This window comes from [Borrelia] finlandensis, assembly GCF_030438365.2.
In the GTDB taxonomy this organism is placed as follows: Bacteria; Spirochaetota; Spirochaetia; order Borreliales; family Borreliaceae; genus Borreliella; species Borreliella finlandensis.
In genome coordinates this window covers 21430-36282 of sequence record NZ_CP124069.1, presented here as the reverse complement: position 1 = coordinate 36282, position 14853 = coordinate 21430, and the positions used below count along the sequence as shown (strand labels likewise).

Annotated in this window: 20 protein-coding genes; 1 reads left to right on the top strand and 19 read right to left on the bottom strand. The window is 29.9% G+C overall.

The annotated features are described in order from the left end of the window. Nucleotide 1: 1 nt before the first annotated feature. The 19 genes from QIA19_RS00455 to QIA19_RS00365 all read right to left on the bottom strand — a co-directional run bounded on the left by QIA19_RS00455 (nucleotide 2) and on the right by QIA19_RS00365 (nucleotide 12747). The gene (locus QIA19_RS00455; protein WP_039949799.1) at nucleotides 2-268 is read right to left on the bottom strand and encodes a hypothetical protein; all 267 of its coding nucleotides are present in this window, start codon (nucleotides 266-268) and stop codon (nucleotides 2-4) included. A 38-nt stretch (nucleotides 269-306) separates the two neighbouring features. Further along, nucleotides 307-582 carry a hypothetical protein gene (locus tag QIA19_RS00450; protein ID WP_012672391.1) on the bottom strand — a complete coding sequence of 92 codons (276 nt, stop codon included), beginning with the start codon at nucleotides 580-582 and terminating at the stop codon, nucleotides 307-309. Between the two features lie 106 nt (nucleotides 583-688). Further along, a complete protein-coding gene (locus QIA19_RS00445) occupies nucleotides 689-1561 on the bottom strand; it encodes a hypothetical protein (protein ID WP_301365003.1) in 873 nt (290 codons plus the stop codon). Between the two features lie 39 nt (nucleotides 1562-1600). Beyond that, nucleotides 1601-2164, bottom strand: a complete 564-nt coding sequence (locus tag QIA19_RS00440; RefSeq protein WP_010257109.1) for a DUF792 family protein — start codon at nucleotides 2162-2164, stop codon at nucleotides 1601-1603. An 18-nt stretch (nucleotides 2165-2182) separates the two neighbouring features. Further along, nucleotides 2183-3580: a hypothetical protein gene (locus QIA19_RS00435; protein WP_301365000.1), complete on the bottom strand. Its 1398-nt coding sequence runs from the start codon at nucleotides 3578-3580 to the stop codon at nucleotides 2183-2185. 8 nt (nucleotides 3581-3588) lie between these two features. Further along, a complete protein-coding gene (locus QIA19_RS00430; RefSeq protein WP_010257105.1) occupies nucleotides 3589-3807 on the bottom strand; it encodes a DUF1322 family protein in 219 nt (72 codons plus the stop codon). Continuing rightward, the gene (locus QIA19_RS00425; protein WP_301364998.1) at nucleotides 3800-4288 is read right to left on the bottom strand and encodes a DUF1473 family protein; all 489 of its coding nucleotides are present in this window, start codon (nucleotides 4286-4288) and stop codon (nucleotides 3800-3802) included. The genes QIA19_RS00430 and QIA19_RS00425 overlap by 8 nt, the downstream gene beginning before the upstream one ends. A gap of 38 nt (nucleotides 4289-4326) precedes the next feature. Further along, complete coding sequence (locus QIA19_RS00420; protein ID WP_010257097.1) at nucleotides 4327-4749, bottom strand: DUF1463 domain-containing protein; 423 nt, start codon at nucleotides 4747-4749, stop codon at nucleotides 4327-4329. Then, entirely contained in the window at nucleotides 4749-5819 is a 1071-nt protein-coding gene (locus QIA19_RS00415) for a DUF787 family protein (protein WP_301364995.1), read from the bottom strand. Before QIA19_RS00415 ends, QIA19_RS00420 begins: the two co-directional genes overlap by 1 nt. Nucleotides 5820-5896: 77 nt before the next feature. Continuing rightward, the gene (locus QIA19_RS00410) at nucleotides 5897-6436 is read right to left on the bottom strand and encodes a DUF764 family protein (RefSeq protein ID WP_012672369.1); all 540 of its coding nucleotides are present in this window, start codon (nucleotides 6434-6436) and stop codon (nucleotides 5897-5899) included. Next, nucleotides 6417-6776 carry a hypothetical protein gene (locus tag QIA19_RS00405; protein WP_012672314.1) on the bottom strand — a complete coding sequence of 120 codons (360 nt, stop codon included), beginning with the start codon at nucleotides 6774-6776 and terminating at the stop codon, nucleotides 6417-6419. The genes QIA19_RS00410 and QIA19_RS00405 overlap by 20 nt, the downstream gene beginning before the upstream one ends. Beyond that, on the bottom strand, nucleotides 6773-7147 hold the full coding sequence (locus tag QIA19_RS00400; RefSeq protein ID WP_012672348.1) for a DUF1506 family protein: 375 nt from the start codon (nucleotides 7145-7147) through the stop codon (nucleotides 6773-6775). Before QIA19_RS00400 ends, QIA19_RS00405 begins: the two co-directional genes overlap by 4 nt. Further along, nucleotides 7144-7596 carry a DUF3890 domain-containing protein gene (locus tag QIA19_RS00395; protein WP_012672368.1) on the bottom strand — a complete coding sequence of 151 codons (453 nt, stop codon included), beginning with the start codon at nucleotides 7594-7596 and terminating at the stop codon, nucleotides 7144-7146. Before QIA19_RS00395 ends, QIA19_RS00400 begins: the two co-directional genes overlap by 4 nt. A gap of 3 nt (nucleotides 7597-7599) precedes the next feature. Continuing rightward, complete coding sequence (locus QIA19_RS00390; protein WP_012672393.1) at nucleotides 7600-8517, bottom strand: hypothetical protein; 918 nt, start codon at nucleotides 8515-8517, stop codon at nucleotides 7600-7602. Between the two features lie 30 nt (nucleotides 8518-8547). After that, complete coding sequence (locus QIA19_RS00385) at nucleotides 8548-9156, bottom strand: DUF228 domain-containing protein (RefSeq protein WP_012672291.1); 609 nt, start codon at nucleotides 9154-9156, stop codon at nucleotides 8548-8550. A gap of 76 nt (nucleotides 9157-9232) precedes the next feature. Then, nucleotides 9233-9820 (bottom strand): DUF1357 family protein, encoded by a 588-nt coding sequence (locus tag QIA19_RS00380; protein ID WP_301364993.1) that lies wholly within the window; start codon nucleotides 9818-9820, stop codon nucleotides 9233-9235. An 11-nt stretch (nucleotides 9821-9831) separates the two neighbouring features. Further along, nucleotides 9832-11073, bottom strand: coding sequence for a phage portal protein (locus QIA19_RS00375; RefSeq protein WP_301364992.1), 1242 nt, complete (start codon nucleotides 11071-11073; stop codon nucleotides 9832-9834). Between the two features lie 350 nt (nucleotides 11074-11423). Further along, nucleotides 11424-12029 (bottom strand): hypothetical protein, encoded by a 606-nt coding sequence (locus QIA19_RS00370; RefSeq protein WP_012672338.1) that lies wholly within the window; start codon nucleotides 12027-12029, stop codon nucleotides 11424-11426. Nucleotides 12030-12111: 82 nt separating this feature from the next. Then, nucleotides 12112-12747, bottom strand: a complete 636-nt coding sequence (locus QIA19_RS00365; RefSeq protein WP_039949793.1) for a hypothetical protein — start codon at nucleotides 12745-12747, stop codon at nucleotides 12112-12114. A gap of 483 nt (nucleotides 12748-13230) precedes the next feature. On the opposite strand from QIA19_RS00365, the gene QIA19_RS00360 reads away from it, so the two are divergent. Further along, complete coding sequence (locus tag QIA19_RS00360) at nucleotides 13231-14820, top strand: peptide ABC transporter substrate-binding protein (protein WP_012672300.1); 1590 nt, start codon at nucleotides 13231-13233, stop codon at nucleotides 14818-14820. Nucleotides 14821-14853: the final 33 nt, after the last annotated feature.

The following is a 14853-nucleotide window of genomic DNA, read 5'->3' as shown; positions in this document are numbered from 1 at the left end:
TTTACTCCTTATTTGATTTGTAAATCACCATCACTACAACTTCTACCCCGGTGAACAAAATCTTATGATTAATGTCTAACACATTTTTTGAGCCTATCTTTTGAATAAAAAGTCTTAAATCTCTCTCTAATTCCTCAAAAGATCTCTGCTGATTTAGTTTAAAATTGAAAATTTTAACCTTAATAACTGCACCATTCTCAACAGCATAGGAATGCAAATTGAAAGACAAACAAAAAAATAAAATAAAAATTGTACAAACTTTTCTCACAAATGCTACCAACCTAACTTAAACTTGCAAATGCCTTGCTACCTTTGCTTTTTGGCTTTATAGATCACCATTACAGACAAACCATTAAAAGTTATGCTATGCTCAATGTTTAAAATATTCTCAGGTCCTATTTTATTGATTGCATTTTGTATTAACCCTTCAACAGAAGAAACAGAATGATCTTCGTTTAAATTGCCACTAATTTTTACTTCTTCGTATAAAAACTTGACTACAATCTCTTCGTCATCTTGAAGATCATAAGAATATAAATTAAAACTTAAAAATAAAAAAGAAATTAAAATTAATTGTCTCATTAATATTCTCCAAATAAAAATTATTCTGGCTTTAAAGCCTAAAAAATTAATCTTAAAAGATTAAAAACTTCCAAAGCAAATCAAAAAAATATTCAAATTCAAAAATTTAGCTAAATTGATCTTCAAGAGAATCAAAAAACTCATCTTCACTCTGATCTTCATTAAATGCATCGTCTCTGCTTTCCCGCTCATCTGGATCTTCGCTTTCTAGCTCATCATCTTGGTACTCTCTTTCCCGCTCATCTGGATCTTCGCTTTCTAGCTCATCATCTTGGTACTCTCTTTCTAGCTCGTCTGATTCTTGGCTTGGATCATCTAAAAATTCACTTTCTGCACCGTTAAGATAATACTTATCTAAGATTTGTCTTTTGTTGCATTTTTTTACACCTTGTGGTCTTTTGGAAGGTCTTGAGTTTTTTGAAAACTTTGAACCAACAGATTTGTTAGGCTTGCTCCTTAAAGACTTCAGTTTGCTCTGATTATCAGATATTCTTTTTTTAATATTTTCACCAGATTTTACATTCTTAAGCCTATTGGATTGAAAATAGTTTTCCAGAAAAAGAGCTTTTTCAATAATTCTCTCTGCAATAAGTTTCGTATATTCCGGATTTTCAATAAGATTTTTGTTTTTATAATTTCTTGTTAAATATTTATATTTTCTAATAATCTTAAGTAGTGGTAATTCCACCTCTTTTTGGAATCTCCCCCTAACAAGCCTTGCTTTTATTATCCTTTGCAAATTATTACAATAGGCATTCAGTGCATTAAGCTTAGTAAGCACTTCTTGACTTTTGATGCTGCCAGCTTTATCTTGAGATTTAATTAAAATCCCATTGTCAAGGTCATGCATTAATACATATGCCAAATCTATGTCTTTTTTGAAATTCCATTTTCTAAAATCAAATGGTCTTGCCACACTTGCATATGTCGTTGAAACAATAAATAAAAAAAATATTAAAATAAGTTTAAATTTTATCATTAATATTCTCCTAATATTTAGATGTTTTTAATTAATATTTTAACCTTTATAGGTCAAAATATTAAACGTTTTGCAAATTTTTACTTGCAAACTAATTTCCACCTCCTCTAGATAAACTGTGTCTTTAAGCTTTAACGAACTAATGCTTACAACCTCGTGAAACCCCACCGAAGGGCTGTACATACTGTAATAAACCCCCAGATTAAACCTTTGTCTGAATTGCATTTTTATAAAATTACTATTAAATTCCAAAGCACTATTCATAAAAGGAGTTTCTCTTAAAGCTCTTATCAAAGTTTGGTCATAAATAGATGACAAAATCCCTTTATTAATTGTTACAATCTCAGGCCTTGGAGTAATGTTAAAGTTTACATATTCACTTTTTGTATTTGTAAAATCAATTACCGCGCGGTCCGAGCTTACGCTTGAGAGATTTTCTTCTATTAGATCGTGCTTTACAAAAATAAAAAATAGTTGGGGAATGTACCCAAGGCCTTTAAAATCAAGCCTTGGAAAAAGTAAAACAAAATTAGAAATGCTTGCTAAACTTGAGATTTGATTTACAATCTCTTTTATTAACTTACTAGCTTGCTCTTTAATCACTTAAAACCTCTTTTGCACTTAAGGCATTCTAGAATCATCATCAATTCCTCTTGAATTTAATTCACTAGCATTATTTAGCAAATTTGTCATGTGCTCAACCAAAGGCAAACTTTCAAAAGCTTGCGCCAAAATACTACCAAGATTTGAAAAAGTATTTCTTAATGGGTCCAGCACACTGCTTGTAAAATCGTAATTTTTAGCCCACTCCAAAAGTTCTAAAGTTTTTTCCAAAATTGAGTCTAATCCAGGCTCAAAGGCAGTTCTTATTATCTTGCTATTTAAAACTTCAGGCTGCCCCGGACTCTTTAAAGACATTGTTGGCATTTGAAAACTTAAAACTTTTTCTAAATTATTCTCACTCCTTAGAAAATCACTTACCAAGCTAATTGCTTTTGAATCATTTTTGGCATGCCCTTCGTTTTTTAATTTCTGTGCAAGCTCAACCATAAAAGAGAAATCATTTGAATTTGAATTTAAATTTGAATCTGGATTTGAATTTTGTGAACTTTGAAGAATGTAAAGTTTTCTTAAAAAATCATTTCTCTCAAGCTCTGTTTCAAAAGATCTTTTTCTTTTTAGTATTTTATTTGCACTTTCTTTTTGATCATCTTTGAAAACCAAATTTTCAAGACTTAGAGCAGTCTTTTTGTCTTTTAAATTTTTAAATTCTTCTAAAGGCAAATTTAAATCATTAAAACCATTTTTTATATTAAAAAAATCTACAAGGCTTGAGTCTTTAAAAAGATCTCTAAAAGACATTAAATTTTTCCAAACAATCTGGCTGTTTGCATTTTTTATGCCTAATGGTTCTTGCAAATCCCCAAAAGGGAAAGTCTTGTTAAAATTGGAATTTAATCTAAAGTCTTTTGGTAGATTAGTTTGAGCTTCACCAGAATTATTAACAAAATTCTGCTTAAAAGTGTTTTTAATATTTTCAGTTTTAAAATATGAATGCTGGGGAGAGCCAAGATCCAATTTATCTACTTCTGGCTTTAAATAAGAGCTTAGACTACTTTTATTCTTATTTAAGTGCCCATCAGGCAAAGCGATTTTGTCTTTTAAATCTAAGTCTAAATCCAAATCTTTTAAAACGCTTTTTGGATTGTTTTTCTGAAAATCAGGACCTAGAAAATCCTTAAAAGAATCAATTTTGCCTAAAACATTTAAAGATTTAAAACTTGCTGATTTTTTAGAATTATCACTTTTGGGTCTTTTCAAACTTTCAAGTTTTTCAAGGCTTAAGGACAAAAAATCCTTACCACCTTTTCCACCCAAACCACCAAAACCCTGACTGAAAAAATTTTCCCTTTTTAGACTTAAAAACTCTTTTTTTAAATTACTCTTTGTGGCATTTCTGTCAAGAACGCCTTCTAATGTAATTGTGAATTTATTCTCATTATTGTTTTCTTCGTACATAAAAACCTTTAAAACACGCTACTAAAAGACAAAAACCTCTCGTATATTTCCTTGTTAAGCTTTAAATTGGCTACTCGGTTAACCTCTACAAGCTCTTTGTAGCCCATTTTTTTAACATCTTTGTATGTACAAATGCCCATTACAACAGGAAAATAATACTTATTAGTTTCTCTTGTCAAATAGTCTATGTATTTAAAATAACTAGTCGCAATCTCTTGCTTATTCATTGCTACCTTCTTGCAACAAAGACTCAAAACCAGACTCTAAAGAATCTTCTTGGTTTAAGTCTGAAGGCTTGCTGTTTGTGATTAAATCATAACTCCAACGCTCATTAATGTAGTCATACTTAATGTAGTCGCCGTTTTTATCTTGAAAACTTTCAATGTAAACCAACCCGGGCTTTTTAAAACCTTCAATTGTTTCAAAAAGTGAATACTGAACTGAAAAAAGAATTGTGGGAAGAGCGTACTTGTAAAGCTCAGAATATCTTCTCTCTTTGTTTAAAATTTCGTAAAATTCATCTAAAAAACCCCTTGAGATCATTAATTCGGTTATTTCTTTTAATGTTCGCAGATCATTAAGCTTGCTAATAAGCTCATCTCTTTCAACGTCAAATCCTAAAACGCTGTCCCAATCGTACATGGGAATATCTTTTAAAACGTATGTATGTGTTTTGGCTCTGGTTAATATTTTTAACTTGTATCTCATTTTTAATTCTTATCCTTTTAAATTTGCTTTTAACGCTTTTAACTTGCTTTCTCAACATCACAATTGATTGCATGAATTGTAAACTTAACAGTATCATTATCGGCTGAATACTTTCTAGTTGGAATTTCGGCAAAAAAAGCACTATTTGAAATAATTTTAAGTCCCATTTGATCGTTAAACACCAATCTTTTTAACTTTTTAGATTTTGGTACATTCTCGTAAAATTGCTCGTTGCTTAGCTTTGTTAAGAGCTTGTAATCAAGAGACCCTTTGCTTACTTCTAAATCAAAAATATGAACAACGGTTCTTGGATCTCTAAAGCTTGGAATTGGAAAATTTCTGTCTTCTGTGCTTGCTTTAGCCATTACATTAGGCTCTGTGCTGTACTCAAGAGTGCCTGTGTCTATTAAATTGTCATTAAAGCTAAAAAATATTAAATCAAGTGAATAATATTCTCTCATTATGATGCTCTCCTTAAATATTCGTTTATCTCTTGTGTTGTTATTATTAAATTAACACCATTAAAGCTGTCATTGTACTTAAGCGCAACCTCTAAGCTTAAGCTTAAGCCCTCAGAAGAATTAATTTTAAGTTTAATCTCCTTGTAAGAGACAATAAGACCCCTTTGTTTAAGTTCATGGAAAAAACATTCAAGCCCTGCTGTGTATTCGTTTGGCAAATTGCCGTCCAAATTTAAAGAACCAAGCTTGCTGTTAGCTCTATTGTTTTTATTCCAAATTCTAATAAGCTCTTTGATTGCTTCATTTTTAATGTAAAAAAGCGTAAAAGTCTCATCAATCGGATCGCCTGAGAGACTAACCCCTTCTTTGAAAGCTAAAATGCCGTCATTGCCGGTTTCATTCAAAAGAGAGTAAAAATTAATATTGGTCTTTCTAAGAGAATCAATAAGAGAATCATCATAAACAGGAACAGCGTTTAAAATCATCCCATAAGGATTAACAGCGTGAAAAATACTTGCTTGATGCAAATACATTGCTGTAAACTTAAGGTGCAAATTTTGCTTGCCGGCGTAAACAGCAATAATATTTTTAAGCTCACTTTTGTCTTTGCCTTTTAAAAAATCAGGCAAATTGGCATCTTTAGTAGAAATTACAATAAAATTGCAAATTTTTCTAATCTCTTCAAAATCACTACTAATAACATCTTCTGATTGATTTACAAAAACTACAAACGGATGTAAATTGGATTTTAAAAAATCTTTAATCTCTTTAATCTGGTTGTAAACATAAAAATCAACAGACTTAAGCCCGCCTTGCCCAAAAAAATCGCTCATTGATTTTTTTAAAGCGCTCAGCTGCTCTTCTGCTATTTTCTTCTTGGAAGAATCAGACTCTTGGGCCTTTTGCATCTCAAGTTTTTCAAGAAGATCTTGTAAATTTGTAACACTTAATGCTAAGTGTTTACTTGCTAAAACATTGCTTTTGTAGATTAAAAGCGGATTGTAATAATTAACATTATTGAAAGCTAGTCTGTTTTGCACCAAACTAACGCTTATTGTATCTTTTGGCATTTATACTCCTTTTTAAATTTCTTTTTTTTAATTGTTTTTTAATTTATTTCTATTTATTTCTATTTTTTCAAAAAAATTTATCTCTCTTGTTTTAAAACCTGTATATTTGCAACAAAAATCTGATTAAAACTAAAACACATATTGGCGTGCATATTAGAAACACCAAGAAGCCCATCATTATTTAAATTGCTAATCGAGCAAAGATAATAAGTTAAAAGCAAATAAGAATCGCCTTCAAGCTCTTTTGTAAACTCAAACCTAAATCTATGCTCGTGCAAAAATTCCAAAAAGTGTTCATACACTTTGCAAATGTTCTCATAAGAATCTCTGTAAGCTTTAAATAAAACAAAACTTAAAAAATAAAGCGAAAACCTTAATCTAAATTCATTAAACTCTTTACAAGAATTACTACCCCTTAGATTTCTGGGGGTAAGACCTTCGAAAGACTCACTTTTTAATACAAGCAAATTGCTAGTATTTGTAGCAAACTTTTCCAAATATGGGTGGTTGTAAGTGTTTAAAATTTCTAATTCTATTTCTTTAAGATATAAATATTTTTTAAAATTTGTAAGTATTTTTATTAAAAACTGTACAGATTCATTTAGTCCTATAATCATGATTGTCCCCTTCTTTTGCTTTTAAGATCCTGGGGTTTTCAATGCTTTTATTAGCCTCTTTGGCCTTAAAAGCTCTTTTTGGACTTAGGTCTTTTTGCCTGATAAGTGAATAATTTTTACAAAAAACTCTAAATTGATCTTTTATTTCAATAAGTCCTTTTTGAATAGATTTTCTAAAAGCTATTTTTATTTCTTTGTTTGAAAAAATATTAGAACAAAACTCTTTGTAAGCAACCTTTGCTAGTTTGAAATTAAGCTCTTTTTTAATTTCTTCGGATTTGATATTAATGCTATTTTCTGCATTAAAAGAAATGTCTTTAAATTTAATCTTTACACTCAACAAGAGCTCCTTAAAACCAGAGTATTATAGCTAAGACCTTCTTTGTAGCTTTTTTGAACCCCCAAGATCGAATAAACATCATCAAAAATCTTAACCAAATCTCCGTACTCAAATTCCAAATTCTCAAGAGTATACACCTTAGCGTAACTATTTTGATCAAAAATATTTACACCTTCAATCTCAACTACTTCTTCTGGATTAATTAACAAAAACATTCCTTTAAAAACAACAGTATCAGAACTTTTAAATCTAGTTTCATAAGATGCATTTATTGGATCTTTGATTACTCTGAATTTACAGAAAAAAAGTTCTTGTGAATATATACTTATAATATTACTTAAGCCAATATTAATCATCTCTAAAGATTTCATTTAACTACTCCTATTAGAGAGCCTTTTGCTCTTAAATCTTTTATTAAATCATCCAAGCATTTGCAAAAATCGCCCCCACAGCTGCTGCTGTCAAGATTTGTGGGAAAATATTCCAATGATATCTCTTTAAATTTTTCAGACTTGATGTTATTTAAATTAAAACCCTTTAATCTGTTTCGTCTTTTTAGCTCGCAGCCAATAAAATAATAAATTAAAACAAACATTGTAGAATCATTTAAACTTTCAATTCTTATTCTCTTGAGAATTAAAATATTTTCAAGTAAATTTAAATATAAAAAAAATTCTTTGATACTTAGATCTTTAAAATCAAGCATTAAAAGCTTAAGTATTTGCTCATACACTCTTTGCAGTGATTCTGAATTATTACTCTTTAGAGTTTTTAAATTTGCACTTAAGGCCTGATTGGTATCTAATTTACTGTCATTCATTTTTTAGCTCAATTTTATTCTAAGGATTGAATTTTTTGTTGCCAAAATTGTTCCAATAGAAAAGTCAAGAAAACTTGTTCTAAAATTACTACTTGAAACTTCTGTGTATGAATTTAATATCGGCTGATGCCCGTCTTTTAAAAGCAGTAGTTTGCTACTTCTTGGATATATTAAAATTTCATCATCTAGTAAATTTGTAGTCTCAAGCTCAATATCTGCATCATTATTAATTGCGCTTATAAAATCAAAAAGCATGTCTTTGTATGAATAATTGTTGTTTGGAAGTCTTTCAAGTAGGCGGCCTTTGATTTTACTGGTTGTAAGTATTTTAAAAGGCACTTTTCTCTCATCTTCTAAATTAATTTTTGAAAGATCATCATTTATTGATTTTATTTGATCTAATATGTTTGTCTGTTTAACTGTTTTATCTATTTGATTTGGAAGATTCAAAAGTCCGTACATAGTTTCATTGTTAGACTCATCAACAAGCAGAGTTCTTTTACTGTCTCTTGAGAATGTAAGTCCACCTCTTAAATAGTGCGCACTCATTAACTTTTGTATCTCAATTATTGCTCCTAAAAGCCCTTCTCTCATGTTAATATTTGTGTTTGCCTCTACGCTAACTTTTCCATCTGGTGCATAGTAGGTAAATGCATACTGAAAAGGCAAATAGTTAATTTTTACTATTTGTCTTTGGAACTTTATTGTTGAGACTGTGTTAAAATCATTAACCTTTAATGTGGGAATGTCTGTTAAATTAGAATACCACTTAATAATTCTGTCGCTTCCAAGGGAAATATTGCTACTTTGTATTTGCTGTGAATCTAGAAAATGATAATATTCTGGGATTGGACACTCTTTAACCAAAACATCCCTTACTGTGTTTACATACTCGTCGTTATTTAATATGCTCTCATCCATTCAAATTCTCCTATTTTAAATTCTCCTATTTTAAATTGAATCTTTTATTTGCTTGACTAAAAAAAGAACTCTAACACCATAAACATCTCTTCTGTCTTTAAATTCTAAAGCAGGACCTAATGCTAAAGCGTGAATAACAGATGCATTCTTGTTAGATTTTTCTAAAACCCCTTCGCTGTTTATTATTAATTTGTCTTCTGCTTTGATGGTTTTGTCTTTAGTAATCAAAACACATTCAAAACTACAAGTGATTGGAACAACCGTGCCGGTTCTTGAAAAATCGTCAAAGTCCACACAAATTCCATAAAGATCACTACCACCGCCTTTTGCTATTTGCAAATTTGAACCGCTAACAACAAGCTTAACCCCGTATTTGTAGCAAAAATCTAAAGCCTGGTAATTTTCAAACTTATCAGCAGGACAGCTTTTAAGTCCGCCTTTTTGAGCAAAATAAAGCCCTTCGTCTTGAAATTTGTGGCTCTCAAATACCGGGTAACTGCTAGCATTAACGCTTTGCAGTTTGTCTAAAACAATTTTTTGAGCTTGATTTTTCTTTAAACTTTCAAGCTGGCTCTCAAGTTCTACTTTTGATGCTTTTAGTTTTTCTATCTCTTTTTTAAAATCAATTGAATCGCTCATTAATAATCTCCTTTTTTAAATTAATTTTTTGTTTAATTTTTCATTAAAAGCTTAAATTACAAAAATTCAAACAAATTTAAGCTAATTTATTACAATAAAATTCATTCTTAATCTCTTCCCACTGATTAAGCATTGCTTTTCTTAAATCATGATATGTGTTAAAAAAAACATTTCTGTCTCTTAAATTATTTTTTTGATCTGATTTTATTCTTTGAAAATTTATGACTTTGTATGAATTTTCTGAATTCTTGTTCTGATCAATATTAGTCTTTGCAAGCCTTATTAGTATTGACCGAAAACGAGAGTCAATCTCTTCAAGGTTGTAAGTTTGAGCTACCGCAAATATTTGAGATGATTTTACATACTTTCTAATAAGCTCTTCAGCTTGTCCTTTTACAACCTCTTTAAAAGAATACCCTTTTGCTAAAAGATTTTCTGTATTATACTCAAAACTTAAATTATCATTTGCAAGTTTATTTATCTCAACAGATTCTCTTAAATCATTGTGAGAAAAATTACCAGTTAAGTTATTACTTGCACTTTTGAGATTTTTATATTCCAAAAACTCATTAACCAAAGAGTCGCTTAAAACTTCATTGTTTTTACTTTTAGACTCTTTTAAATCTTCTTGGGTTTCGTCTGTGCCTGAAGCCATTTTTTCCATAATTACTCCTTTTAAATAACCAAACTTAATTGTTCTTTTAAATTTTCTTTTGCCTTGTCGCTTAGATTTTCATTTTTAATTAGCTCTAAATATTTAAAATAAACATCAAGAAGCAAATTGTCTTTTTGAAGTCTTTGCTCATAGCTTAAAGCTTCAAGCTCATTAAACTTCATATTTAATCTGTAATATTTGTTAAGCTTGAGATTGCACGCATTAGCAACAGATTCTTGAACGCCTTTTAAATAATCATAATAATTACTTTTGTCTCCCTTGCCGCTGCTGCCAAGCCCTTTGACTTGCTCATTGAAGCTTCTAGTTAAAGGCTCTTTGGTATCAGCGCCAATTTTTGCTTTAACAAGTTCAAATGCGTCTTTTAAAAACTCTAAATCATATTTTATTACTTCTAGGCACGCATTCTCTGATGCTGTGTAAAAAATTCCATCATTGTTTAGAGTGTTTTTAATCTTGCTAAGCTCTCTGCTAAGCTCGTCAGAGGCACTACTTAATGCTTGAAAACTTTTGTTTGGCTCTTGAGCTTTAAAAAAGGTAGAAAATATTTTGCCTTTGCTGTTTGCCAAACCATTAATTTCTTCTTTTGCAATCTCTAAAGATTCAACAAGTCCCACCAAATGTTCGTCTTTGTAAAACAAAAAATTATAATTTCTTATTCTTTTTTCTATTTCTAAATAAATTTGTTCTAAAAGACAAATGTTAAGCAGCAAACTTTGCGTGTAAGCAGGTTCTTGCACGCCTAAAACATAATCATAATTTTCATAAATTATTACTCTGCTTTTATCTATTTTTACAACCCTTGCTCTCTCAAAACCATCCGGGTCTTTTGAGCTAGAAAGGTACTCCACGTAACTAGAATCTCTTTTGTTAATAATTTTTTGAAAATCCAAATATTTAAAACCTGTGGGTAATTCGCTGTTAACCTTTTTACTTAAATCTTCATCTTCACTTTTGGGTTTTACCAAAATATAACCTGCTCCATTAAATCTGTAGCTTATCATTGCTTCAAGAAGAGCTTCTTTTAACTGCACCTTTAACCCCAAAAGAGACTTGCTGCTTTCTTTCAAGCAAGACTTTTCAAGTAGGCTTAAATTAATTCCATTCTTAAGTGCATCTTCTGCGGTACTTTCTATGTAGTTTCTAAAAAAAATTGAATATCTGTAAACATCAATAGGATTGATTTTGGATTTATTGTTTTTTATTTCCATTTTAAATTCGTTAATCATTTTTTTAAATATCATTATACATTATTATATCAAAAACAGTTTTTTATGCAAATTATTATTATTTGATATTAATTATTAAATAATATTGATATTCAAAATGTAAATATTAAAATTTAAAATTGATTTAAAATTTTATAAAAAAACTAATACGTTTTAAAGTATTTATGCTAATATTAATTAAAGAATATAAGTAAAACTTACAAAATATTCTACTTACTTTTGCTCGCATTGTAAAAGAATAGACATTGTAAAATGATATTAAAAAGAAAATTAAATTAATACTTTATCCAATCCCAATAAATATTAAAAAGGTAGAGAGCTGTTTCTCTACCTTTTAATATTGAAATGCAGAAAATCCAATTAAACTAAAAATAAAAAAATAATGTCTTCTTGCCTTCTATTCCCCGTTGAGCAATAAAAGATGTCGCTGAAAGGGATGCTCTAATTGCTTTTATTAGGGCTCTATTTGCTTGAAATGTGGATTTAATAACCAAAAGTAGCCCAAGGAGAAATTCTCTTGTCTTTAAATTTTCAATGCTATTAATCTCTTCTTCGGCTGATTTTATTCCTTCTTCATCTTTATGCAAAAAATCAATCTCTTTTAACCCTACTGAGTCAATTTCACTTACTGTGTGAGAATCAAAATTGACTATTGTCCAATAAAATACTTTTAAAATCTTGTCAACAATCCTAAATGTTATGGGAATGTCAAAATCAGAAATTTTATCAAATTCTAAAAGTAGATGATTGTTTAGCTTTTTGGCTAGATTGATCGTAGAAACAAGTTTTGATTTTGATTTTTGGACCTTTAAATGAGCATCATGTAAATTATTTGCATTTAAAACCTTATTTAAATTGGTCTCTACTTCTAAAGCAGAATTAATCACTTGAGTTGATAATTCCTTGGCAAATTTAACATTATTAAATTTAAAATCTTGTAAATTGCTCTTTACGTTATTGACATCACTCATAATAAAGACACTTAAAAGTCTTTTAAAAAAGAAAAAGACAAGTTCTCACTAGAACTTGTCTTTAAAAAATCATATCTCAAATTTAAACATTTACACAATTTTTCAAATTTTTCAATTCGTTGTTACTCTCGCTTTCAGTAAACACTTTTTTAATTACTTTAAAAATCTCTTCATTGCATTTTACAGGTTTTTGAACACTCTCGTCATTATCTTTTTTGTAAGGATCAACACCAAATGCATCAACTACCTTTTGGAAAAATAAACTTAAATACCCCCCAGTGCTATTTTTAATTTTGTAGCAAACATATTCTTTAAAGCCTAAAGATTGTTGCTCGGTGCTTTGCTTTTTGCTTGCATCTACTGCTTTAGAAACAATGCTGGAAATATTGTCAAAAGAACTTATAAATTCTTTTTGTCTGCTAACATCCTTAGAAAGCCAATCAAAAAATTCTTTATAAGATTTTTCGTACTCAGCTTTTAATTTTTCTTCTCTACCATTAACGTCCATTGCATCTTTTAAAAAGACTTTTAAAGACTCTAGCTTTTCAGCTTCCTCGGGGGTTAAAGAAATCTCTTTGGGAATCAAATCCTTAACTACATCGCTAACAACAAGAGGGATGCCATTCCCAGAATCAATTTCTGTAAGCGATTTAACATCGCCAAACTGCTTACAAGAAAACACCGCCAATAACATTAATAAAATACTTATCCTTTGCATCAAAACCTCCGCTAAAATAAGCCGTCATTATAGTTCATTTTTTAGCATTATCAAGACATACGAAAAATCAATCTCTTTGTTTTATTCTTTAGAATTATTCTTTTTATCCCTTAAGAACAAAAAAAGAAATTAAAACTTAAATTTTTATTTCCTTTACAGGCCTTAACATACAAGTAAAGGTTAAAATTTTATTTGAAAAAAAACAAAGAGGGATATATATTTGTCTAATGTTATAGATCAACAATTCATTGAAAACTTCTTTAAAACTACAAATAGGGACTTAAGGCCTTATTTGTAGTTTTAAAATAAAAAATGCGTATGTTAAAGCCTTTTGCTTTAAACTCCTTTAAATAAAAAACAACAAGCCTTTTGGGATTCCCAGCAGCAGAAATAAAATACTTTACAAAAATATTGCAATATAATTTGCTAATAAAAATTGAATATTTGTAATAAAAAAGGAGCATAAAGGAGGCTAACAAGGACATGATAATAAAAAAAAGAGAACTTTTAATATTGGGCATTGCTACTGTAATCTCGTGTGCAGCAATGTCTAAACCAAAAGATGATATTGTCTTTGGTGTTGGAATTGGAGACGAACCAACATCGCTTGATCCACAATTTTGCAGCGACAGACTAGGTAATTTAATTATAAACGAACTATTTGTGGGGCTTTTAAGGGGTGACCCCAAAACGGGTGGATACAGGCCAGGACTTGCAAAAAATTGGGACATTTCTTACGACAACACCTGCTATACATTCCATTTAAGAGACGACATTTATTGGAGTGACGGCATTAAAATAACAGCAAGCACCATTAGAGATTCCTACATAATGGCCTTAGAAAATGAGCTTGATGTGCCAAATATTAACCTATTAACATCAAAGATAAAAAATGCACAAGAATTTTACGAAACAAAATTAAATGCAGATGAAGTTGGAATAAAGGTAATTAATGAGCAAACTTTAGAAATAACTCTCTCTCGCCCAGCAATATATTTTCTTGACATGCTTACACACCCAATATTTATCCCCATTCCTACGCACATTGTTAAAAAGTTTGGAAACAAATGGACAAGCTCAGAAAACATGGTTACAAGCGGTCCTTTCAAGCTAAAAAGAAGGATCTTAAACGAAGAAATATCTCTTGAAAAGAATGAAAAATTCTATGATGCTAAAAGCGTTGATATTAATGAGCTCATATTTGTTACTATAAACGACACCCGCAGAATTTACAGCATGTACGAGCACAATGAAATAGATGCTATTTTTAATAACATCCCCTTAAGCCTTATTAATGAGCTTATCTTAAGAGAAGATTTTTATTCAGCTGACATTAATCAAATTGGGTTTTTTTCGCTAAACACAAATGTTAAACCTCTTAACAATGTAAAAGTAAGAGAAGCATTAGCTCTTGCGGTTGACAGAGAAACTCTAGCTTACAGAGTTCTTGACAACAACTTTAAAGCAACAAGAAAAATAAGCCCTAATATTAACAACTATAATTATGGGAAAAAGCTTAAGCCATACAACCCGAGAAAAGCAGAAAAGCTCTTAGCCGAAGCTGGATATCCAGATGGTAAAAATTTTCCAACCCTTACAATAAAATACAATAAAAATGACCTTGAAAAAGAAGTTGCTAGTTTTATTCAAAGCCAATGGAAAAAAGTTTTAAACATTGATGTAGAAATTGAGCCTGAAACATGGGTCAACCACATATCAAATATTTTAAAAGGTCAATATGAGATCTCAGTAAGGTCCTGGCAAGGAGATTATTTAGATCCCATGGCATTCTTTAATATATTTGAAACTAAAAGCTCACATTTTGCATCTTACGGATATTCAAATCCTGAACTTGATGAGCTTATAATAAAATCCGATCTTGAAGGGGATGAAAAACTAAGATTAGAAATATTAAAAAAGATAGAAGAAATAATTATTGAAAATGATTATCCAATAATTCCAATATACAGTGTTGCGGGAAACTATCTTTTTAAAAACGACAAATGGCTAGGGTGGAATACAAACAATTCAGAAAGATTTGCCCTATCAGAAATAAAACCTATAGAAGAATAAATGATTTTCAAACTTTTTCATAAATAGAGTCTT